Source organism: Roseibium sp. R5 (assembly GCF_055755305.1).
Window position 1 is genome coordinate 3,232,857 of the sequence record NZ_CM146910.1, and the last position, 20,296, is coordinate 3,253,152.

19 protein-coding genes are annotated in these 20,296 nt (G+C 56.8%); 6 read left to right on the forward strand and 13 right to left on the reverse strand.

Annotation, left to right across the window (positions count from 1 at the left end):
• Positions 1-59 precede the first annotated feature (59 nt).
• Entirely contained in the window at positions 60-1,196 is a 1,137-nt protein-coding gene (gene dprA / locus AC0J4F_RS15220) for a DNA-processing protein DprA (RefSeq protein WP_133946961.1), read from the reverse strand.
• Positions 1,193-1,855, reverse strand: coding sequence for a glycerol-3-phosphate 1-O-acyltransferase PlsY (plsY, locus tag AC0J4F_RS15225; protein WP_473023904.1), 663 nt, complete (start codon positions 1,853-1,855; stop codon positions 1,193-1,195). The genes dprA and plsY overlap by 4 nt, the downstream gene beginning before the upstream one ends.
• A gap of 149 nt (positions 1,856-2,004) precedes the next feature.
• Here plsY and AC0J4F_RS15230 point away from each other — a divergent pair, with 149 nt between their 5' ends.
• Positions 2,005-2,568, forward strand: coding sequence for a peroxiredoxin (locus tag AC0J4F_RS15230; RefSeq protein ID WP_473023905.1), 564 nt, complete (start codon positions 2,005-2,007; stop codon positions 2,566-2,568).
• Positions 2,569-2,586: 18 nt separating this feature from the next.
• On the opposite strand, the gene AC0J4F_RS15235 is transcribed toward AC0J4F_RS15230, so the two are convergent.
• Both AC0J4F_RS15235 and AC0J4F_RS15240 read right to left on the reverse strand, forming a co-directional pair.
• Positions 2,587-3,888 (reverse strand): dihydroorotase, encoded by a 1,302-nt coding sequence (locus AC0J4F_RS15235; RefSeq protein WP_473023906.1) that lies wholly within the window; start codon positions 3,886-3,888, stop codon positions 2,587-2,589.
• A gap of 19 nt (positions 3,889-3,907) precedes the next feature.
• Positions 3,908-4,864 carry an aspartate carbamoyltransferase catalytic subunit gene (locus AC0J4F_RS15240; RefSeq protein WP_473023907.1) on the reverse strand — a complete coding sequence of 319 codons (957 nt, stop codon included), beginning with the start codon at positions 4,862-4,864 and terminating at the stop codon, positions 3,908-3,910.
• Positions 4,865-5,119: 255 nt separating this feature from the next.
• Here AC0J4F_RS15240 and AC0J4F_RS15245 point away from each other — a divergent pair, with 255 nt between their 5' ends.
• Positions 5,120-6,799 carry an acyl-CoA dehydrogenase family protein gene (locus AC0J4F_RS15245; RefSeq protein WP_473023908.1) on the forward strand — a complete coding sequence of 560 codons (1,680 nt, stop codon included), beginning with the start codon at positions 5,120-5,122 and terminating at the stop codon, positions 6,797-6,799.
• Here AC0J4F_RS15245 and AC0J4F_RS15250 read toward each other — a convergent pair.
• The 4 genes from AC0J4F_RS15250 to AC0J4F_RS15265 all read right to left on the reverse strand — a co-directional run bounded on the left by AC0J4F_RS15250 (position 6,796) and on the right by AC0J4F_RS15265 (position 12,446).
• Positions 6,796-7,722, reverse strand: a complete 927-nt coding sequence (locus tag AC0J4F_RS15250) for an AEC family transporter (RefSeq protein ID WP_473023909.1) — start codon at positions 7,720-7,722, stop codon at positions 6,796-6,798. The genes AC0J4F_RS15245 and AC0J4F_RS15250 overlap by 4 nt on opposite strands.
• A 72-nt stretch (positions 7,723-7,794) precedes the next feature.
• Positions 7,795-8,280 (reverse strand): Holliday junction resolvase RuvX, encoded by a 486-nt coding sequence (ruvX, locus tag AC0J4F_RS15255; protein ID WP_473023910.1) that lies wholly within the window; start codon positions 8,278-8,280, stop codon positions 7,795-7,797.
• A 140-nt stretch (positions 8,281-8,420) separates the two neighbouring features.
• Positions 8,421-9,884 carry a hypothetical protein gene (locus tag AC0J4F_RS15260; protein ID WP_473023911.1) on the reverse strand — a complete coding sequence of 488 codons (1,464 nt, stop codon included), beginning with the start codon at positions 9,882-9,884 and terminating at the stop codon, positions 8,421-8,423.
• A 153-nt stretch (positions 9,885-10,037) separates the two neighbouring features.
• The gene (locus AC0J4F_RS15265) at positions 10,038-12,446 is read right to left on the reverse strand and encodes a bifunctional diguanylate cyclase/phosphodiesterase (protein ID WP_473023912.1); all 2,409 of its coding nucleotides are present in this window, start codon (positions 12,444-12,446) and stop codon (positions 10,038-10,040) included.
• A gap of 236 nt (positions 12,447-12,682) precedes the next feature.
• On the opposite strand from AC0J4F_RS15265, the gene AC0J4F_RS15270 reads away from it, so the two are divergent.
• Together AC0J4F_RS15270 and AC0J4F_RS15275 are read left to right on the forward strand one after the other, a co-directional pair.
• Positions 12,683-13,387: a metal-dependent hydrolase gene (locus tag AC0J4F_RS15270; protein WP_306148441.1), complete on the forward strand. Its 705-nt coding sequence runs from the start codon at positions 12,683-12,685 to the stop codon at positions 13,385-13,387.
• 108 nt (positions 13,388-13,495) lie between these two features.
• Positions 13,496-14,047, forward strand: coding sequence for a cupin domain-containing protein (locus AC0J4F_RS15275; protein ID WP_473023913.1), 552 nt, complete (start codon positions 13,496-13,498; stop codon positions 14,045-14,047).
• A gap of 49 nt (positions 14,048-14,096) precedes the next feature.
• Here AC0J4F_RS15275 and AC0J4F_RS15280 read toward each other — a convergent pair whose 3' ends face one another.
• The 5 genes from AC0J4F_RS15280 to AC0J4F_RS15300 all read right to left on the reverse strand — a co-directional run bounded on the left by AC0J4F_RS15280 (position 14,097) and on the right by AC0J4F_RS15300 (position 17,998).
• On the reverse strand, positions 14,097-14,672 hold the full coding sequence (locus tag AC0J4F_RS15280) for a hypothetical protein (RefSeq protein WP_473023914.1): 576 nt from the start codon (positions 14,670-14,672) through the stop codon (positions 14,097-14,099).
• A gap of 76 nt (positions 14,673-14,748) precedes the next feature.
• A complete protein-coding gene (locus AC0J4F_RS15285) occupies positions 14,749-15,096 on the reverse strand; it encodes an SMR family transporter (protein WP_422023117.1) in 348 nt (115 codons plus the stop codon).
• Entirely contained in the window at positions 15,096-16,292 is a 1,197-nt protein-coding gene (locus tag AC0J4F_RS15290; RefSeq protein WP_473023915.1) for a lytic murein transglycosylase, read from the reverse strand. The genes AC0J4F_RS15285 and AC0J4F_RS15290 overlap by 1 nt, the downstream gene beginning before the upstream one ends.
• Positions 16,293-16,436: 144 nt before the next feature.
• Positions 16,437-16,910 carry a hypothetical protein gene (locus tag AC0J4F_RS15295; RefSeq protein ID WP_473023916.1) on the reverse strand — a complete coding sequence of 158 codons (474 nt, stop codon included), beginning with the start codon at positions 16,908-16,910 and terminating at the stop codon, positions 16,437-16,439.
• An 89-nt stretch (positions 16,911-16,999) separates the two neighbouring features.
• Complete coding sequence (locus AC0J4F_RS15300) at positions 17,000-17,998, reverse strand: SH3 domain-containing protein (RefSeq protein ID WP_473023917.1); 999 nt, start codon at positions 17,996-17,998, stop codon at positions 17,000-17,002.
• Between the two features lie 282 nt (positions 17,999-18,280).
• Here AC0J4F_RS15300 and AC0J4F_RS15305 point away from each other — a divergent pair, with 282 nt between their 5' ends.
• Together AC0J4F_RS15305 and AC0J4F_RS15310 are read left to right on the forward strand one after the other, a co-directional pair.
• Positions 18,281-19,468 (forward strand): ABC transporter substrate-binding protein, encoded by a 1,188-nt coding sequence (locus tag AC0J4F_RS15305; protein ID WP_133946976.1) that lies wholly within the window; start codon positions 18,281-18,283, stop codon positions 19,466-19,468.
• A 71-nt stretch (positions 19,469-19,539) separates the two neighbouring features.
• Positions 19,540-20,196: a TetR/AcrR family transcriptional regulator gene (locus AC0J4F_RS15310; RefSeq protein WP_473023918.1), complete on the forward strand. Its 657-nt coding sequence runs from the start codon at positions 19,540-19,542 to the stop codon at positions 20,194-20,196.
• Positions 20,197-20,296: the final 100 nt, after the last annotated feature.

The window sequence follows — 20,296 nt, forward strand, 5'->3', positions numbered from 1 at the left end:
GGGTCAAGCTGTCCGTTTTGCAGAGAGGTTATCCACTGACATATATGGGGAAAATATCCTTATAAAAGCAGCGATATTTTATTGCCGCGGTGCCGTTCGAGCCGTCCGGCAAGTTCGAGTTCCAGTAAAATGATGTGCACCATGCGCGGCGGCACGTCCGCGAAACGGATCAGTTCATCCAAATCGACCGGGGTCGGGCCGAGGGCAGAAATGATACGGGCGCGCAGGCTCTCATCCGGTTCCTGGACTGCAGAAAAGAGGTCCTTGTCCGGTTCATTCAAGTCCTGATCAAACGGCAGGACGGGTTCGATCCGGCCGCCGAGATCCTCCAGAACGTCTTTGGCGTTTGTCACCAGTGCCGCGCCCTGGCGTATAAGGCTGTTGGCGCCGTCCGAGCGCGGATCAAGCGGGGAGCCGGGAACTGCGAAAATGTCCCGGTTCTGCTCCAGCGCAAACCGCGCCGTGTGAAGTGACCCGGATTTCCTGGCCGCTTCGATCACGATGACACCGAGCGAAACGCCGGAAATCAGCCGGTTGCGCCGCGGGAAATCGCGCCCGCGTGGCTTCCAGCCAAACGGCATTTCGCTGATTACAGCGCCGCCATTTTGAAGAATTGCCGCCAAAAGCCGGTCATGATCACTCGGGTAGAGCACATCGATCCCGCCGGCAAAGACGGCTACGGTCCCCGTTGAAAGCGCTGCTTCGTGCGCAGCAGCATCAATACCGCGGGCAAGACCGGAGGCGATGACGAAATCCGCGCTGCCAAGATCACGGGCAAACATACCAGCCAGTTTCCGGCCAGATAGCGAAGCATTGCGCGCTCCGACGATCGCCAGCGTCTTGGGCCGGGCAGTAACGGATCCCCCTTTCACGGACAACAGCGGTGGCGGACCGTCGATGTGGCGCAGGTGCGGCGGATACTCCGGCTCGCCAAGGGCCACAAGGCGGGCACCGGACCGGACGTGAGCCTCAAGTTCGGCTTCCGCATCGTCTTGCGTGCAAAGCCTGTAGCTTTTCTTGCCGCCCCGCCTGGAGAGCTCGGGAAGACGTTCCAGAGCTTTTTCGGCAGACCCGGTGTGGTTCAGAAGGTCACGGAACGTGGTGGGACCAACATTTTCTGAGCGTATTAACCGGAGCCAGGCAAGACGCTGGGCCTCTGAGAGGCGAAGGGTTTTATCGTGCGCCGGCCGGCTCACCCGTCTCCCGGGGGCGAGCTGGACGCAGGCGCGTCAGCCGGTTTGGATTTCTTGCCGATCTTGCTCTCCTGTCCCTTGAGAAGCCGGCCGATATTCTCGTGATGTTTGGCCCAGAGCAAGAGGGTGAGCACCAGAAACATCTCGCCCAGCTGAAACTGGCTGAAGCCGAAATAGAGTATAATGGGCGTGACGGCCGAGGCGGTCAGGGCCGACAAAGAGGAATAGCGGAAAACAAACGCCATGCCGATCCAGGTGAGGGCGGCGATCAGGAACATCGGCCAATAAAGGCCTAGGAGGATGCCGAGATAGGTGGCAACGCCCTTGCCGCCCTTGAATTTCAGCCAGACCGGGAAAAGATGCCCCAAAAACGCGCCGAAACCGGCAATCAAGGCTGTATCCGGCCCAAACCGGGCTGCAATCAGAACCGCAACGGTACCTTTCAGACCATCGCCCAGAAGGGTTGCGGCCGCCAGTTTCTTGCTGCCTGTGCGCAGCACATTCGTGGTGCCGATATTGCCCGAACCGATCTTGCGGATATCCCCATGTCCGCCAAGTTTCGTCAGGATCAGGCCAAACGGAATGGTGCCAAGCAAATAGCCAAAGGCGAGGGCGGCCAGATAATAGGGCCAGGCAAATTCCCAGCTGATCGGATCAGGCATTTTTCGGTGTTTCTTCCCATCCAGAAAACATTGCCGCTATCGATAACAGTCGTCGCGGCATTTGCGCACAACTTATAACCTTGCCATCTTGCAGGGCAATTCCAGATTTGGAATTCATGTAAAGCACGAACGAAATCCGGAGAAATCCTGTGAGCCTGACAGATGTGGATTGGTCGAAATTACCAGCGCCAGAGGATGACGGTACGGCTGCGCGTTTTGAGGGTATGACGCTGCCTCCGCTGGAACTGGCGGCAACGGATGGCAGCAAGGTGCAGCTGGCGGATCTAACCGGAACCAGCGTGATTTACATCTACCCCAAAACCGGGCAGCCGGGCGTGCCGTTGCCGGACGGTTGGGACATGATCCCCGGTGCGCGAGGCTGCACGCCGCAATCCTGTGCTTTCCGGGATCATTTCAAAGAGCTTTCGGCCCTTGGGGCCACTCATATCTTCGGTCTGTCCACCCAATCGACCGCCTATCAGGTGGAGGCCGTTGAGCGGCTTCATTTGCCGTTTCCGCTGTTGTCGGACGCGGATCTGACCTTCACGAATGCTATTGATCTGCCGTCCTTCGAAGCCGATGGCCAGACGCTTTTAAAGCGCCTGACGTTGATCGTCCGGGACGGCGTTGTGATCAAGGCGTTCTATCCGGTATTTCCGCCCGACCGGAACGCTGCCGATGTCATGGCGTGGCTGGAAGAGAACCCGGCCTGACATCGGCCAGACGGTTACTTACCCATGCGCAAAGACGGTTTTGCCGCCGACCACGGTGCGCATTACACGGCCTGAGAAACGGGCGTCTTCGAACGGGGAGTTCTTGGAGCGCGAGCGGATGGCGCTCTTTTCCAGAACCCAGGGGCGGTCGAGGTCAAAGACAATAACATCGGCCGGCGCGCCTTTTGAAAGACGTCCGGTTTCCAGTCCAAGCCGGTCTGCCGGGTTGCAAGTCATTGCTGCAAGCAGTGTCTTCAGGTCCACTTGCTCTGTGTGGTACAGGCGCAGGCTCGCCGCAAGCAGGGTTTCAAGGCCGATCGCGCCGTCTTCAGCTTCCGCCCAGGGGTGGCGTTTGGTTTCGACGTCCTGCGGGTCGTGATTGGAGCAGATGATGTCAATGGTCCCATCTGCAATTGCCGCGATCATCGCCTGCCGATCGTCTTCATCGCGCAAGGGCGGCGACATCTTGAAGAAGGTGCGGTAGGCACCGATGTCGTTTTCATTGTGCGTCAAGTGATTGATCGAAATCCCTGCCGTGATGTTCAGCCCCCGGCCTTTGCCAGTTCGGATTATATCGGCGCTGTCGGAGGTTGAGATCAGGTTCGCATGGTATTTGCCCTTGGACATGCCAACGAGACGCAGATCGCGCTCCAGCATGATGATTTCCGCTTCCCGCGGCACGCCGGAGAGGCCCTTCCAGCTGGCGTTGAGACCGGCATTCATGACGCCGCCGGCAAGGGCAGGGTCTTCGGTGTGGTGGATCACGAGCGCATCGAAATCGCGGGCATAGGTCATGATCCGGCGCAGAATTTGCGGGTTCTGCACGGACTTGTGGCCATTGCTGAAGGCGACCGCACCAGCTTCCTTCAACAAGCCGATCTCGGTCATTTCAACGCCCGCAAGTCCCTTGGTGAGGGCAGCAAGTGGCAGAACGTTCACACTCGCCGTGTCGCGGGCGCGGCGGTGGATGAAGTCGACCAGCGCTGGATCGTCAATCACCGGATCGGTGTCCGGCATGGTGCAGATGGTGGTGATCCCGCCTGCTGCCGCGGCTTCCGAGGCGCTTGCGAGGGTTTCTCGGTGTTCTGCTCCCGGTTCTCCGACCGACACACACATGTCGATGAGGCCCGGGCAGGCGATGGCGCCCTTGCAGTCTATGAGTTCGGCGCCGTAAGGCGCGCCTTGATTGGCCGCTTCCGGCCCGGCGGCAAGAATGGTGCCGTCGGCGATGATGATCGATCCAGGGGTGTCCAGATCCCGCGCCGGATCAATCACTCTGGCATTTGAGAGAACCAGAGGTTTGGGTGTGTCGAGTGCCACGGTGTTTGTCCTCTGGGGTTCAAGCTGTTGGAAGGTTGTCGGCGAGCGCTTCAAGCACGGCCATACGTACGGCAACGCCCATTTCGACCTGTTCGCGGATAAGGCTTTGCGGCCCATCGGCGATTGCCGGGTCGATCTCGACACCGCGGTTCATGGGGCCGGGGTGCATGACGAGCGCATCGTCCTTCGCATGAGACAGCTTCTCCGCATCAAGACCATAGTAGCGGTAGTACTCCCGGACGGACGGGATGAAGGCTCCGTTCATGCGCTCGCGCTGCAGGCGCAGCATCATGACGATGTCCGCGCCTTTCAGCCCTTCGCGCATATCCTGATAGACCTCTGCGCCCATTTCGGCGATCCCGGAGGGCAGGAGCGTGGATGGGGCGATCACCCGGACCCGGGCACCGAGCGCGTTCAACAGGATGATGTTGGAACGGGCAACGCGCGAATGGGCGATGTCGCCGCAAATTGCTACCGTCAACCGGGCGATCTTGCCCTTGTGGCGGCGGATGGTCAGCGCGTCGAGAAGCGCTTGTGTCGGGTGCTCATGCGGGCCGTCGCCGGCATTGACCACGGCGCAGCCAACCTTTCGGGCAAGAAGGTGAACCGCGCCGGCTGCATGATGGCGGACCACCAGCAAGTCCGGGTGCATGGCGTTGAGGGTCGCGGCCGTGTCGATCAGGGTCTCGCCCTTTTTGACCGATGACTGGGAGACCGCCATGTTCATGACGTCTGCGCCAAGACGTTTTCCGGCCAGCTCGAAAGAACTCTGCGTCCGCGTTGAGGCTTCGAAGAAGAGGTTGATCTGTGTCCGGCCCTGCAGCACATGCTTGCGCTTGTGCACCTGCCGCGAGATTTCCACGGCCTCTTCGGCACGGTCCAGAAGACCCAGTATTTCGTGGGGGTGAAGACCCTCAATGCCCAGCAAATGACGATGGGGGAAAGGGTTGTCTCGATAGGATTCTTGCTCGCTCATCGAGATCATCTTCTTAAGGTGGAACGGGTCCCCGCACAAGGCCGGAATCAGGTCTCTACCCACTGTCCACATGCAGACTAAGACTTTGATCAATTGGTCAAAGTCGAAAGCGGTGCATTCTTCAATCTGACCAAGCGTCTATCGGCGCGCGTGCGCACTGCACAACGGTCGGTGGTTGCATTGATTTCCACTATCTTGTTACGTTTACGTAAACTGACAAGGGCAGTAAAGTGCTTATCGGGAGGAGGAAACGTTATGGCAAACCATCTGAGCGAAGCCGTCCAGGCCTCAAGCGATGCCGGGGTGGAAGCCTTTGCAACGCATGATGTTTTCAACCAGACCCCACCTTATGGCGGGTCTAATCTGGCGGCGGGTGATCCGCTTCTTTTGGCTGCAGTCTCCGCGCATGTTTCAGCCGGGGAGCTAAAGGATGTCATTGCTCACGGCACTGAGGTGGGAGCTGACGCGTTTCTGGAGCTCGGGCGGCAGGCGAATATCCATCTTCCCGCCCTTAAAACCCATGACCGCCATGGCCGCCGGTCGGATCAGGTCGAATTCCATCCGGCCTATCATGATCTGATGGCGCACAGCTTTTCGGCCGGGATGCACAGCGCGCTGCTGGACGGCGGCGTATCGACCCAAGTTGCGCGCGCTGCCAAGTTCTTTCTGACGTCACAAGCTGAAACGGGCCACACATGCCCGATTACCATGACCAATGCAGCAGCGGCTGTAATGACGCGGTATCCCGATGTTTGCGCGGATTTCCTGCCGAAGATGCAAACGCGGACCTATGATCCCCGTTTCCTCCCGATGCATGAAAAAACCGGCATCACCATCGGCATGGGCATGACGGAAAAGCAGGGCGGCACCGATCTCCGGGCCTTATCGTCGACGGCCGAAGTTGGCAATCAGGGACGCTACGCAATCACCGGGCACAAGTGGTTCTTCTCAGCCCCGATGTGCGATGCATTCCTCGTGCTGGCAAAGACGGCAAACGGGCCGAGTTGTTTTCTGATCCCGCGCATTTTGGCGGATGGCCGGGTCAACGGCCTGCGTTTTCAGCGTTTGAAGGACAAGCTCGGCAACAAATCGAACGCCTCCTCCGAAGTCGAATTTCACCGGGCGGAGGGATATCTGCTCGGCGACGAGGGGCGGGGCATTGCAACCATCATCGATATGGTGACACCGACCCGGATCGATTGTGCGCTGGGTTCAGCCGGGCAGATGCGGGCAACGCTCAGCCGCGCCGTCCACCATTGCCGGCACCGCAAAACCTTCGGTGCTTATTTGATCGACCAGCCGTTGATGACCGCAGTCCTCGCCGACATGGCACTGGATGTGGCCGCAGCCACAGCTTTGGCCTTGCGCCTTGCGCGTGCGGCAGCGAAGGCGGCAACTGACCCGGTTGAAGCTGCTTTTGCCCGGTTGCTGACCCCTGCAATCAAGTACTGGATCTGCAAGACGGGGCCCGCCTTGACCTACGAGGCCATGGAGTGTCTTGGCGGCAATGGCTATGTCGAGGATTTTGATATGGCCCGGATTTACCGGGATGCGCCGGTCAATCCGATCTGGGAGGGATCCGGTAATGTTATGGCGCTGGATGTCCTTCGAGCTATTGGCCGCCACCCTGAAGCACCGGACCTTGTGCTCCGTGAGCTTTCGAGAAGCGGGGATGCGTCTCTCTCCGCGGCGTGCAGCGGCTTGCCGAGCCAAGCCGCGCAGGCCTTGGCAGATCCGGCACATGCCCGCGTTCTAACGGAACGCTTTGCCCTGACAGCAGCCGCTGCAGCTTTGAAGGAGTTGCAGTTGGATGATGTTGCGGATGCCTTTGCAAAAACGCGGCTTTCTGGCGGTTGGCGCTCGACCTACGGCATCCTGCCGGCTGATGTTGATGCCGCAGGGATCGTTGAAAGCCTGTGTCCGTTAGCGGATTAAGTGAAAAGCAGCAGCGCGAGCGGGATGGTCACGGTCGCGGCGAGTGTCTGCAGCGTGATGATCTCGGCCATCAGTTTGGCATCCCCGCCAAGCTGGCGAGCGAGCAGGTAAGAGTTGCTGGCGCAGGGTACAGCTGAGGCGATGATGATGACGGTGAGCGCCTGACCAGTTAAGCCGTAAAGGTTTGCAAACAGGAAGGCGAGCAGCGGCATGAAGACCGGCCGCAGGAAGGTGCCCATGGTAAGTGCAGGGCCTGGACGGCGCAGGGAGCTCAGATCCAGTCCAGCACCCACACAAATGATGCCGATCGGCAGGGCGGCCTGCGCGAAGATTTCCAGCGTATCATCAACGATCGTCGGCATGGTCAGGCCGCTGAGGTTCATCAAGACGCCGGCCAAGATCGACAGGATGAAGGGATTGGTGAAAAGGTCTCTGAGGATCTTTGAAAAATTTGGTGTGGTTCCGCTGGCATACCACGACAGGACAACGATGCTGGCGCCGTTCAGGATCGGGATCATGAACACCATCGCCACCGCCAACATGGCGAGTGCCGTTTGACCGCCGATATTGGCGGCTAGCGCAAGAGCGATCATGGCGTTCCAGCGCAAAGAGCCTTGAAAGATGGAGGTGAAGCGGACAGCCGGGATGCCCCAGATCTTCTCGATCAAGGGCCGGGCCGCGAGCAGGGCAACGGCGAATGTGACAATCGCGGACAGGAGTGCAGCGCCCATGTCGAAGGTTGGGACGCTTGAAAAGTCGGCGAGAGCGATCGTGCGAAATAGAACGGCCGGGAACAAAACGAAATAGGCCAGACGTTCGACGCCGACCCATTGTTCGCCGCTGATCAGATTGGCGCGCGCGAGCAGGTATCCGGAGGCGATCACGAGGATGACCGGGGCGAGGGCGAAGAATATCATTTGCATAGGAAAAGGGTTTTCATCAGATCGCGCCGGTCACCAGCAGATCTGGCGCCTAGCGCTGAGGAGGGGAAAAGATCAGGTGCCGAGGCCCATGAAACCGAGCCGGTCGAGGAAGCCTTGAAGGATGTAGGCGGCGGCCATCTTGTCGACGACTTCAGCGCGCTTTGCCCGGCTTGAGTCCGCTTCGAGAAGTGTTCGGGTCACGGCGGCCGTCGAGAGGCGTTCGTCCCAGAAAGTCATCGGCAGATCGGTCTTGGGCGCGAGGTTTCGCGTGAAGGCCCGAGTGGCTTGCGCGCGCGGGCCTTCCGTGCCGTCCATGTTGAGAGGAAGGCCGAGCACGAGACCCCCGACACCCTGTTTGCTGCAGATCTTCAAGAGCTGCTCCGCATCCAGTGTGAATTTCTTCCGCCGGATTGTCTCCATCGGGCTCGCAATACCGCGGCCGAGATCAGAGAGCGCAAGACCGATGGTTTTCGTGCCGAGGTCGAGGCCGATCAGTCGTGTCCGGTCCGGGACCGCGGCAATGAAGTCTTCCAGCGAAAGGGTGGGGTCGTTAGCCATGGCTGGCCTTTATCAGCAAGGTCGCCTCCAATCCAGTCTGTTGTTGATGATGGGAGACGTTTATTGACTTGGTCAGTGGCACCGACGTCTCAAACCGTCGATCATAAGCGCGGACAAGACCTTCACCTCAGCAAAGGTTCTCAGGCAAATTCAACGTAATACGCAACACCTTCATAGGAGTAGTGACCCAGCGTTTGCATGATCGAATCCCGTTCGGCTTCAGAGACTGTGTAGAAATGAGTCCCGTTGGATGTGTTGTAGAACCTGTAGAGCGCCTGTCCGCCGTTGCTGTCATCTGGTGATGCGAAGTAGCTGATCACTTCCAACGAATAGCTCGGCAATTGGTCCAGCACCGTATCGCGTTCTGCCTCGGACGCGGTGTAAAAATGAACTCCGGTATCCGAGTTGTAAAATCGATACACGGCCGTTCCATCACTTGCAGCGACGTTGCTGTCATAACTGTTGCCCTCGTAGACGAAGCTCGGCAGCGTCTCGATCACTGCATTGCGCTCCTCAATGCTCGATGTGAAAAAATGAGCGCCCGTGTCGGAGTTGTAGAAACGGTAGATCTGAAATGCGCTGTTGTCGGTGTCAGACGGCTCGATCAAGGCGGTTGAAATGTCGAGTGTGGCGCCGGAGAACTGGATCGTTTCAAAGTTTGCCGCGATGTCCCGGCCATCCCGGTTGGCAACGGTATCGGCCACCATGATCCGCCCGTCGCTTCCGGTGAATATGGCATATTGTTCCCGGGTTCCCGAAAACACGACGGTATCGGTACCGTTACCGCCATCAAGGACATCATCTCCAAGGCCGCCGGTGAGTTGATCATTGCCATTCCCGCCGAACAAGCTGTCATTTCCAGCCGTTCCTTGAAGGATGTCATCTCCGTTCGTTGTTCCAAAGGTGCTTTGCCATAGATCGGCACCAATCAGTACAAGGTCCCAATCCTCTGGTTCGACGACGGTTGTCGCTGCGAGCTGATCAAACCTTGCTTTGACGACTGCCAGACTGCTCGGCTCGGTTTCCAGAAAATGCGCTGTTGTTTCGCGGATGGAGCCAAACCGGTTTGCGATCGAGGTGATCATCGCAAGAGCCGATGCATAATCCGGATGGCTGCTGTTGAAAACTGTTCCTGTGCCCCAGCGGTCTTCCATTGTGTCGAGAAAGGTTGTCAGTGTCGGGAGCAGCGAACTCTCGATATAAAGCTGGCTGTATTGATCGACGATGTCCCGAGCGTATTGCTGGCCAAAAATGGTGTCGTTCAAGAAGGCCCGGTCTGCAGCATATGTGGACGCAAGGTTCGGGTTTAGGTCCGGCCGGCCGGCACCGACATATTGGCTCAAATGCGCGAATTGAGAGCTTGTCAGGTTGCCGGTGTCGCGTGCTGTCTGCAGGATCGATGTCAAAGCTGACTGCGCAAAACTGTTGGATCCGGCATCCAGCTGCACAATCCCAAACGAAAAGCCGCTGTTGTTGCCACCCTGACTTTGACCCAAAAGCGAATTCGGGACAGCATAGGAAACCCGGTAAACCGTTGCGGAGATACCCGCGTGTTCGGTGCCCAGCAGGATCTGGAAAATCTCTTCTGAAGAAAGCTTTGTCATGTCAAATAGTTTAAGAATTCAGTTTCTTATGCAGCGAGGCCGCATTGATTGGCCAAGTTGCGATCGATAGGTCCAATCACACACTGGCACGGCGCAGTTGAAATTCAGTTTCCTGCTTGAAGAGAGTTTTCGGAAAAAGAATCAGACAACCGGTCAAGCCTGAGCGACTGCATCGTCTGTTTCGCGCAAGTAGGGATGACCGTTTTGTCCGGGCTGAGCATCCAGCCAATTCAACAGTTCGCCGACTTGAAGGCTCGGCGTGAAGAAATAGCCTTGCAGGCAGTCCGCGCCCAATCTGCTCGCGAATTCTGCCTGTTGTTCGGTCTCAATGCCCTCTGCCACTGTTTTGCAGTCGAGCTCTTTTGCCATCTTAAGCGTGTAGGCCATGATCGTGCCAATGCGTGGATCATCACTTGCACCAGCAATGATGGATTGATCGATCTTCAAGAAATCAACCGGCAGGTTCGCGAGCCGGGCAATGTTCGAATAGCCGCGGCCAAAATCGTCGATAGAGACCCTGTAGCCAAGATCGTGCAGCTGGTTGAACGCATCGACGGCTTTTTCTTCCGAACTGAAAAGCGTGTCTTCCGTGACTTCGATCTCAAGCAGGCCGGGATCAAAGTTCAGTTCATTCCGGATCGCTTCGACGTTGCTTATGAAACCTTTTGAGACAAAGTGGTCGGTGCCGATGTTCACGGACATCCAAAGATCATGCCCTTCCGACTGGATCCTGTTGAGGTCCTTCATGGCGGTCTTCATTACCCATTCGCCAAGACGCGGCATGGCATTGGAGCCCATCAGGCTAGGGACCCAGAACTTCGGCATAAAGAGTCCGAACTCCGGGTGTTCCCACCGGGCGAGGGCCTCGACACTGATCACTTTGCGCCGCCGCGTACAGACCTTTGGCTGGTACTCCAAATAGAGTTTTTCTTCCTCGATCGCTGCGTTAAGGTCACGCCGGATCTCGGAGACGGACTTCGTCCCAATATGCGGTGCATAGACCTGGGTTTTGTTCTTGCCCGACCTTTTTGCGTGGTACATGGCAATGTCGGCCCGCTTGATCAGCTCAATCAACTCAACGCCATCGTTCGGGAATTTCGCGCAGCCGATGCTTGCACCTGGTGTAATATTGAGCTCGGCAATCGGCTCTGCCAACGCGTTTCGGACTTGGGCCAGAAACGCTTCGATCTCCTCGTCATCGATCAACCCCTGGATCATGACGATGAACTCGTCGCCGCCAATGCGCGCCACAATCGGCGGGGCGAAGGGTTTGCCCTCGGGGGCGCTCACCTTTGTATTCCCAGCCACCTTTGAGAGGGTCTCGGCGCACGCCTTCAGGTGTTGATCGCCAGCAAGATGGCCATAAAGGTCGTTGATCTCTTTGAAGTCGTCCAGATCGATCAGCAGAATGATCCCACCACGCTTTGGACTGATTGCTTCCTCAAGGATGGATGTTGCCTGAAGATGCAGATGATCCCGGTTCGGCAGTCCGGTTACATGATCACTGAAGGCCAGTTTTTCGATTTGTGCGCTCGCCATCGATATCCGGGACACCATCGTGTTGTAGCTGTCGCAGACTTCCTCGGTCTCGCGGAAGCGCATGAGGCTTTTCGGCATTTTCAGTGAAGACAGTTTCTGGTTCAACGCACCAAGATGCATTGCATGGGCAAGTTCTTCGATGGGACGGGACAGGGACCTTGCCAGGAATAGTCCGATAAATATGAGAAATATGAGCGCCATCCCGAGCACCGGAAGGAGTGAATACAGAACCTGGCTTGCCTTGGCATGAATTTCTGAGACGGGTTGGGGAACCATGATCCCCCAGCCCGGACCGGGCACCGTTGCAAAGCCCGCAATCATCTGCTTCTCAACTGCCGGCGAATAGAACTCGCCAACTCCGCTGTTGCCGTCCATCATTTGCGCGACGACCGGCACTGCCGTGATGTTTTTCCTGGACGCAATCCATTCGTCTCTTGGATGGGCGATCACAGTTCCCGAGCTGTCGACGATGGCCGCGTGCCCTTTTTCACCGAAGACAATGCTTTCGCCGAGTGCAACAATATAGTCTGGCTTGATCACCCCAATGAGAGTTTGATTAGGCTGTTCAATCACCAGATAGATCCGGTTGCGTCCCTCTTTGTCTGGCAAGATATTTGAGAATACCGCCTGATCCGGATTTGAATTGGCAAGAAGGGTTGCTAGGGTTGCTTCTTCAATATGATCTACTCCTGAAACTCCCGTTTTGAAGAAGTACTCGGTGTGCCCGTTCCGCTTGTCGGTAATTCCAACACACGCAATGAACAATTGTTCGAAGAGGCGGCTGTAGGCACCGGATGTTTCACTCGAACTGGCCGATATTCCGATTGCCTCCACGGCTGCGACCAGGTTTTGCTGATAATGATCCAGCGTCGCGGCTGCTTTCCTGGCAAGGAGCAGGTGCCGGTCCTGAACATCCGCAAGCTCACGGGCAACGGTTTCCCGATAGGACCAGACACTGAAGATGATCGTCGGCAAGAGAGCAGCAAGCAAAAAACAGAAAATCACATAACTTCTGATCTTCATCTGATGTCCTTTGGACTGCACAAAGCGCCCTGTTCAGCGCCCGGCTTCTTGCCTTGTCTAATTTGGTTATCGTCTTCCGCGATCTTCCCGTTCAAAATTCCAGGTCGTGAGCTGTCTGTCTTGCAACACCGTAGCAAAAGCGGCTTTATGTTAACATACGGAAACTCAACACTGTAATTTTGCAGGGCACTGTCTGCAAACGTTATTAATGTTATCGAGCAGGATGTTACAGGGACATGAAACTCACTTGGTATGGACACTCCGCATTCAAACTTGAAACCGGCGCTGCCACCATCTTGTTTGATCCATTTTTGACCGGAAACCCGATGTTTCCTGACGCCATAACCCCCAAGGAAGCGGCGGAAGGTGCAACACACATCATCTTGACACATGGCCATGACGACCACATTGGGGATTCAATCGATATACTGAAGGAAACTGGTGCGCAGCTGACCGCCAATTTCGAAATCTGCATGTGGGCAACACGCCAGGGGATCGAAAACATCAATCCGATGAACTCGGGCGGCATGGTTGATGCAGGGCCTTTCCGGGTTGGCATGGTCCGCGCGGATCATTCCTCCTCCAAGCAGACGGACGGCGAAGCCATTTATCTCGGCAACCCGCACGGCATCATCGTTGAAGTGCCCGGCCAGAAAGTCCTCTATCACATGGGGGACACCGACATCTTTTCCGACATGGCATTGATCAATGAAATCTACCAGCCAAAGATCGGTCTCGTTCCCGTTGGAGACCGGTTTACGATGGGCGGAAAGACGGCCGCAATGGCCTGTCAGCGCTTCTTTGAATTCGACACAATTGTGCCCTGCCATTATGGCACGTTCCCGATTCTGGATCAGAACACGGACGCATTCCTGACAGCGATGGGAGAACACAGCGGCAAGGTGGCCGCTATGGCACCCGGAGACTTCATAGAGATTTGATAGGTCTTGCGTTTTCTAGGTTCTTCCAGATGTTTCGGAGCTCCGCCTATGGGCTGATTTCCGAAACGCTATCGGACAAAGACAGAAGTTTATTTGATTGGAGGAAACATGCGGCTGGCGTTATGGATAGCAAGCCTTGGACTGGCAGTGACCGTTGGAATGCCCGTCAGTTTTGCGGCTGACAAGTCAGTTACACCGGACGGCAAACCAGCCCCGTCACAACCAGCTGCAAAACCCGGGTCTCTAGCAGCCATTGAAAAAGAAGAGGCTGCCAAGACGCCTTACAATGCCGTGCGTGAGGTGTTTTCCGGGAACCTGACCGTAGCGGGAGAGGAAATCAAGTTTCCGCAAAACAATCCGGCGATCCATTCATTGGTTGTCACCATGGCACCTGGCGAGGAAACAGACTGGCACCAGCATCATGCGCCTCTTTATGCTTATATCCTCGAAGGCGAAATCACCGTGACCTACGAGGGGATCGGCAAGAAAATCTACCGCGAAGGTGAGGGGCTTCTTGAAGCAATGAATGTCACGCATCGCGGCGTTAACACAGGGGATGGTCCTGCGAGAATTCTTGCTGTGTTTCTACTAGGCGATGATGGCAAGGCAACAGTGCTCGAAGAAGTTCCGGGTGGCAGTGATGCGCCGAAGATCCAGTAAGTGACTGGAAACTGAAACTGCCGGCTGATGCGAGCCTTGAATCAAACAATCAGATAAAATGACGACCAGCCGCTGTGATACCCCACAGCGGCTGTGTTTTTCCAAGCTGACGGCTTTGGGATGTCCGGCTCAATTCCCGGACAAGGTTTTCATCCCGCAACTCCGGCAGAATTTGGCGAACCTGGCTCAAACTCAGGCCACTCGATTTCGCAATTCCGGTCGCTGTTCGGAAATTGTACTTGTCGGACACCAATGCCTTGAGGATATTCCGCCAATTCTCATCGATGAGGTCTGGCGCGCTGGTTTTCAACAGCGTCGAATGCTCTGGTGCAACGGCTGGAGGTTCCTCGGTTTCCGCGGTCGTTTCGATGATGGCGGAGACGGTATCGCTGGTCTGGTGCAGCTCCCGCTGGAGTTCCTGCAGTTCGGCCTCCAGACCATCCTTGCCGACTTTGAAAGACTTCACGAAGGATCCTGCCCAAGGCAAAACGGCGATACCGCAAAACACGAGTGCTTCGGTGGTGATCTTGTCTGGATAAACGATGCTCACGGCGACCATCGCCAACGCGGCGACCGTCACCAGCCCGCGGACGATCAGATCCTTATTTGCACCATCCTGGTCCATGACGGTTTCCCCCTCCGGCATAGAACAAGACCAGAGTGGGTTGGGCATCGGCTCATGTCAATCTCTGGTTGGTGGCTCAGTGACCGACCGATTTTGAGAAAACGTTGATCACGATCACGCCGGCAATGATCAGGCTGAGGCCGAGAACCGCAGGCAGGTCCAATTTCTGGCCGAAGACCAGCCAGGCGACCATGGTGATCAGTACGATCCCGGCGCCTGACCAGACTGCATAGACAATACCGGTGGGCAGGACGCGGATCGGGTAGGACAGACACCAGAACGAAATGCCGTAGCCGACAACCGTGATGATGCTTGGCCAGAACCGCGTGAAATTCTCGGTTCTGGCCAAGGCCGATGTTGCGATGACCTCGGCGGTGATGGCCGCAGCGAGGAACAGATAAGTGGCAGCGGTTGGAGCGGGCATCAAAGTTTGTTCAGCAACGCGGGAGTTGGCCAGGCGTCTGCAGGCATGCCGAGTTGTTGCTGGACTTGTTGGACTGCACCGCGCGTTCCGGCACCCAAAATTCCGTCGATCTTGCCGACATCATATCCCAATGCGCTCAGCTTGGTCTGCAGCTGCTTCATTTGAGCGTCATTCAGGCCCTGGTCCGGATTGCCCGCGTTGTAACGAGGGGCACCGGCAAGGCGCGTCGCGAAATAGGCGGCGGACGTCGTGTAGATGAACGACTGGTTCCACTCCAAGTAAATGTTGTAGTTCGGATACGCCAGAAAGGCTGGCCCCTTGCGGCCTTGTGGCAGCAGAAGAGATGCAGGCAAGTTCCCCGAAATCTGGCCCCAGCGCGGCTGAACCCCCAGCGCGGCCCAATCGTTGCCAGACTTCGTTTTGCCAAGGCCCGTATCGGCCCAGTTCAGGTTTTGAGGAACGCTGACTTCCTGCAACCAAGGTTCGCCGTCACGCCATCCCAGATGGTTGATAAAGGCGCCTGCCGTCAGGATCGCGTCCGGGGCGCTGGCTTTCAACCGCACATGGCCGTCTCCATCAGCGTCCTTGCCGAACTTTATGATGTCTTCGGGCAGCATTTGAACCATGCCGATTTCGCCCGCCCAGGCTCCCGTGGTGTTCCGTGGGTCCAGATCTCCGTGCTGAACCATCTCGATCGCAGCAATCAACTGAGGCCGGAAGAGTTCAGGCCGGCGGCAATCGTGTGCGAGCGTTGCGAGCGCGTTGACCGTATTGAAGTCGCCTTGAACAGCGCCAAAGTCGGTTTCAAGTGCCCAAAAAGCGGTGATGACGGGCGCTGGAACACCATATTCGCGCTCAACACGGTCAAATACACTGGAGTATTTTTGCATGTTGGCAGCGCCGTTTTTCATCCGGTAGCTGGAGATCACGCGCTTGGAAAATTCCAGGAACGTCATCTTGAAGACGCCCTGCGCCCGGTCGCGCGACAAGACCTTCCGGTCAATCTGCGCACCGGAGAGGGTCTGATCTGCGGCGCTTGCGGACAGGCCTTTGGCAACGGCTTCCTGTTTCACGCCGGCAAGGAATGCTTGAAAGTCACCGCCACATTGTTGGGCCGCAGCCGGGGCAGTCATCAGCGCGAGGCCTGTCAGCGCGGCAACTGCAAATGGCTTCAATGGAAAAGGGGGGCGGGTCATGAACCAGTCCTGTCGTCAACGATCAATTGAGGGCGCTTTTTTTGCACAAAATTGCGATCAGTTGAGTGTGCTTTGCCTGCAAGGTCAACCGTTTCCAGAAGGAGGCCCTGTTTCATCCACGAAAGACGCAACGGTCTGCACTGGTTAGCGGCAGTTCCGACCGCCCGAGCCGACCATCAAACCACCGTCGGGAGACCGTTCTGATGGACCGTCGACGCTGGCGCTTGATCGGCAGTTGGGCATGACACCTGCACCATAAGGAGCTGCGCTAGAACCAGATTTCTGCTGTGTACAGATTTGGTAAGCCATATCGTAAAGCGCTTGCCAGCCTTGAGGAACAGAGCCGAGATTGTTCAACACGCCAAGGGCTGCGCCTGTGCGTGCACCGCGGGCAGCGCCCCCGGTCAATGGGTTCCATTGCCCACCGACAACGGCACCTGTCATGCCACCCGAAACAGCATCACCGACCATGTCACCGCTTCCAACGTGTGCGTTGGCATAATCCGTTGCGTAGACCACGCAGTCTGTGCCATCTGCCTTGGAAGGAGAGACAGTAAACAGCAGAAGTGGCACCACAAGTGCGCTGTGGGAAAGAGTGCGACTGAAAGTGGTTCGCATGCCAGGACCTCCCGCTTTTGGATCCGGGAATTGAGTTTAAGGGCAACGCCTTAACAAGCTTCTACCTGCAGCGTTGCCCATTGGATGCGTTACCTGTCGACAAATTTTTGGCCGACAAAGCCCGTCTTGCCGTCGTGAACGACTTCACACCACCACTTTCCGCAGTCGTTGAAGCTGACTTCTGAACCTTCAGGCACAATCCCTATGATTGTGCCGTTTTTGGTTCCAGCGGCGCGCAGATTGACAGAAGCCGTGATTGTTCCTTTTGTCTCGTCGCTCGAAACAGACGGCGCGAGCGGCGTTCCAGCTGCTTGCCGCAGTTCGGACGTTGATTGGGCCTGTGGAGCTGTTTCTGTACTCCGACCGGCTGACACTTTCTGCGCAGCTGTTGTTTCAGAACTTGCTCCGCTTCGCGCAATCGCGGCCCGATCCAAAGACGCCATCGCCCGGCTCGCCAACTCATTTGTCGGTGTGTGGCCGATTGTCTTGGTTTCCGCAAAGGCCTGATGGATACGGTCCTGCGCCTTTGTGAAGGTCGTCGGGGTTTCTGGTGGCGCACCGATAGACGGAGTGTTCGAAACCTGGCTGGTGAGATCGCCTTTGGGAACCGCTGTTATTGTTTGGGTTTCGACCTGGACGACATCCGGATCACTACCCACCATCAAATCCGGCAAGCCAAGCGCAATGGCACCCGTCCCAGCAAGAGCGAGCAGAACCGTACTCACTGCCAGCGCTTTGAATGACGGTCCATACGGGACGGGCAGGGCGCGGCTCACGCGTCGCCGTCTTGGACGCGGTGTCCAGTCATCCATTGGATCTGCGGTCAGAACCTCCGGCATAATCAAGGGGGGCTCATCCGATCCCTTTAGCGCCGGCATTTTGGGGCGCTGGGGCATCTTTGTTTCAAAATCTGCACTCAATTGCAGAATGCGAGCCGCCAGGGCGCTAGGGTCGTTTTGATTGTTATCGGTGGCAGCGTTTGCAGTTGTTGTCGTGGTTATAGTGTCTTGCGTTTCTTGTGTTGCATTGTCCGGTGTGCCCTCAGACTGAGGTTCGCAAGAGTTGGTTTGGGCAGTTACTTTTACCATTGAGCCCTCCATGAGTTTGCGGTTTGGCACGCGCGGAGCGATCGCCATGTTGGAGACCTGCCCAATAAGCCCGGCCAATGCGCCGTCATGCGGGCTGGATTGCGGCGGCTCTGCGGAAATTTCCGGCAATTCTCGCGATGGGTTGCAACCCCAAAACGTTCGAGGCGTTTGCAAATACATAACCTGTGGCTGGCACACTGGTCGCCGGGTGAGTGGTGCTTGATCGGGCGATCTGTCCATCTTTTCAGGTGCTGAGGTCATGTCAGAAATGGGCAAAACACGATGAAAAATGTGCGCGCACGGTTCAAACGCCTGGCCGGAGCGGTTCTCTGCAGCGCCTTCATGGCCGCTGTTCCCGGATATGCGCAGGAAACACCCAAATTGACGGTTGGCTTCATGGCGACCTTGTCGGGGCCGGCGGCGATTTACGGGGAGCATATGCGCGATGGCTTCATGCTCGCTGTCAATCAATCGAACGGCGCGCTCGGCGGCCTGGAAACAAACGTCCTTATCGCTGACGACAAGTTGGACCCGGACTACGCCGTTGAAAAGGTTACAGAGCTCATCGAAGTCAACGGCATTGATGTGCTGGTTGGCGTCAATTTTTCCAGAGTGATGTTGGCGGTACATGATCCTGTAGTGCGCAGCCGAACGCTGTTCATCGGGACCAGTTCCGGACCGGCGCCAATCGCCGGGCGGACCTGCAGTAGGTATTTCTATTCAACTGCGTCGCAAGACGATCAGGTCCATGAAACAATGGGACGGTTTGCAAGCTTGAAGGGCTATCAGAGCGTGGTCACGATCGCGCCGGACTATGAAGCCGCCCGGGATGCGCTTGCCGCCTTCCAGCGGCATTTCAAGGGCCAGATAGCGCGCGAACTCTTTCCACGCCTTGGACAAACTGATTTTTCCGGCGAATTTGCTCAGATCGATGAAATCAGCCCAGATGCCATTTACGCCTTCATGCCGTCTGGAATGGGCGTTGAGCTGGTGCGCCAGTTTCACACCTCCGGGCTGAAGGGGGCCATTCCTTTCCTGTCCGCCAAGACCATCAATGGCGTTTCATTGCCGTACTTGGCCGAGACTGCCGAAGGCTTGATGTCTGCGTCGACCTGGGCGCCCAACCTCGACAATCCGGCTAACAAGCGTTTCATGCGCGAGTTTCAGCGGACCTATGGCTACCAGCCATCCGTTTATGCAGCCCAAGGCTATGATGCGGCCAAGTTTCTTCATTTCTCGCTGGAGCTCACCGGCGGTATCAAAGATACGGAAACTTTGATTTCTGCCATGAATGCAGCGCCTTTTGAGAGCGTTCGCGGGGACTTCCGTTTCAATGACAACCAGTTCCCGATCCAGGACTTCTATTTGGTCGAAGGGGTGCGCCGGACAAGCACGCTCTACGAGATGGAGGCCACCGCCCGGATTTTCGATGATGTCGGTGATGCTTATTCTGGCTCCTGCCGCATGTAAATGGGGTTAGGGAAGGGCATTGTACGAGGTTCGGACCTTCTTTCCGGACTGTGCAGTCCGAAATATTCTCCATGCGCCTTGCAATTCCGGAACGAGCAGTCCATATCCGGATCATGAGTGACACGGCAGACATTCAAAAATCAATTGGAGCAAAGTCCGGCGGGCGTGCGCTGGGGCCGGGGCGGCCGCGGGAGTTCGACGAAACGAAAGCCCTTCAGACTGCGCTCAATGTCTTTTGGCAAAAAGGATTTGAGGCTGCGTCACTTGATGATCTGACAAAGGCCATGGGCCTCAGCAGGTCAAGTTTCTATGGGACGTTCGGCAGCAAGCAGGCGCTGTTTCAGCGCGCCCTAGTCCAATATTCTCAAAAGGCACTGGATAATCTTCAGGATGTTGCCGACACGGCGGAGAATGATCCCGTGGGGGCAATGGTTGAAGCGCTGGCAGATCCGCAGGGCGGGTCACGCGGATGCATGCTGATCAATTGCGTTACGGAACTCGCGCCTCATGATCAGGATGTGGCAACCATCGGCCGCCGCCACTTGGAAGCCATCGAGGAAATCATTGCAAAAGCCATTGATCCGGACAATCCGGACACAGCGCGTGACCAGGCCAGTGCCTATGCTTCGCTGGCCATTGGGACACTGGCATTAAGGAAAGCCGGGGTCCCGGCTGAACGGATCGCTAAGACACTTGCTCAGGCCAAATCTGTCCTGAGACCAGATTAACCCCTTTGTCTCAAATCCCATCGGAAGGGTCTTGGGATTAAATATGGACTGATCATTCCGTAAATGTCAGTTCCAACCGTCGATATCGTTGAAAAGGAAA

Coding starts and splice junctions, on each gene's coding strand:
- AC0J4F_RS15300 (WP_473023917.1), bottom strand. CDS start 17,998: ATGGTAAAAGTAACTGCCCAAACCAACTCTTGCGAACCTCAGTCTGAG.
- AC0J4F_RS15265 (WP_473023912.1), bottom strand. CDS start 12,446: ATGAAGATCAGAAGTTATGTGATTTTCTGTTTTTTGCTTGCTGCTCTC.
- AC0J4F_RS15285 (WP_422023117.1), bottom strand. CDS start 15,096: ATGCCCGCTCCAACCGCTGCCACTTATCTGTTCCTCGCTGCGGCCATC.
- plsY (WP_473023904.1), bottom strand. CDS start 1,855: ATGCCTGATCCGATCAGCTGGGAATTTGCCTGGCCCTATTATCTGGCC.
- AC0J4F_RS15270 (WP_306148441.1), top strand. CDS start 12,683: ATGAAACTCACTTGGTATGGACACTCCGCATTCAAACTTGAAACCGGC.
- AC0J4F_RS15310 (WP_473023918.1), top strand. CDS start 19,540: ATGCGCCTTGCAATTCCGGAACGAGCAGTCCATATCCGGATCATGAGT.
- AC0J4F_RS15305 (WP_133946976.1), top strand. CDS start 18,281: ATGAAAAATGTGCGCGCACGGTTCAAACGCCTGGCCGGAGCGGTTCTC.
- AC0J4F_RS15245 (WP_473023908.1), top strand. CDS start 5,120: ATGGCAAACCATCTGAGCGAAGCCGTCCAGGCCTCAAGCGATGCCGGG.
- AC0J4F_RS15260 (WP_473023911.1), bottom strand. CDS start 9,884: ATGACAAAGCTTTCTTCAGAAGAGATTTTCCAGATCCTGCTGGGCACC.
- AC0J4F_RS15280 (WP_473023914.1), bottom strand. CDS start 14,672: ATGGACCAGGATGGTGCAAATAAGGATCTGATCGTCCGCGGGCTGGTG.
- AC0J4F_RS15240 (WP_473023907.1), bottom strand. CDS start 4,864: ATGAGCGAGCAAGAATCCTATCGAGACAACCCTTTCCCCCATCGTCAT.
- AC0J4F_RS15295 (WP_473023916.1), bottom strand. CDS start 16,910: ATGCGAACCACTTTCAGTCGCACTCTTTCCCACAGCGCACTTGTGGTG.
- AC0J4F_RS15250 (WP_473023909.1), bottom strand. CDS start 7,722: ATGCAAATGATATTCTTCGCCCTCGCCCCGGTCATCCTCGTGATCGCC.
- AC0J4F_RS15275 (WP_473023913.1), top strand. CDS start 13,496: ATGCGGCTGGCGTTATGGATAGCAAGCCTTGGACTGGCAGTGACCGTT.
- AC0J4F_RS15290 (WP_473023915.1), bottom strand. CDS start 16,292: ATGACCCGCCCCCCTTTTCCATTGAAGCCATTTGCAGTTGCCGCGCTG.
- ruvX (WP_473023910.1), bottom strand. CDS start 8,280: ATGGCTAACGACCCCACCCTTTCGCTGGAAGACTTCATTGCCGCGGTC.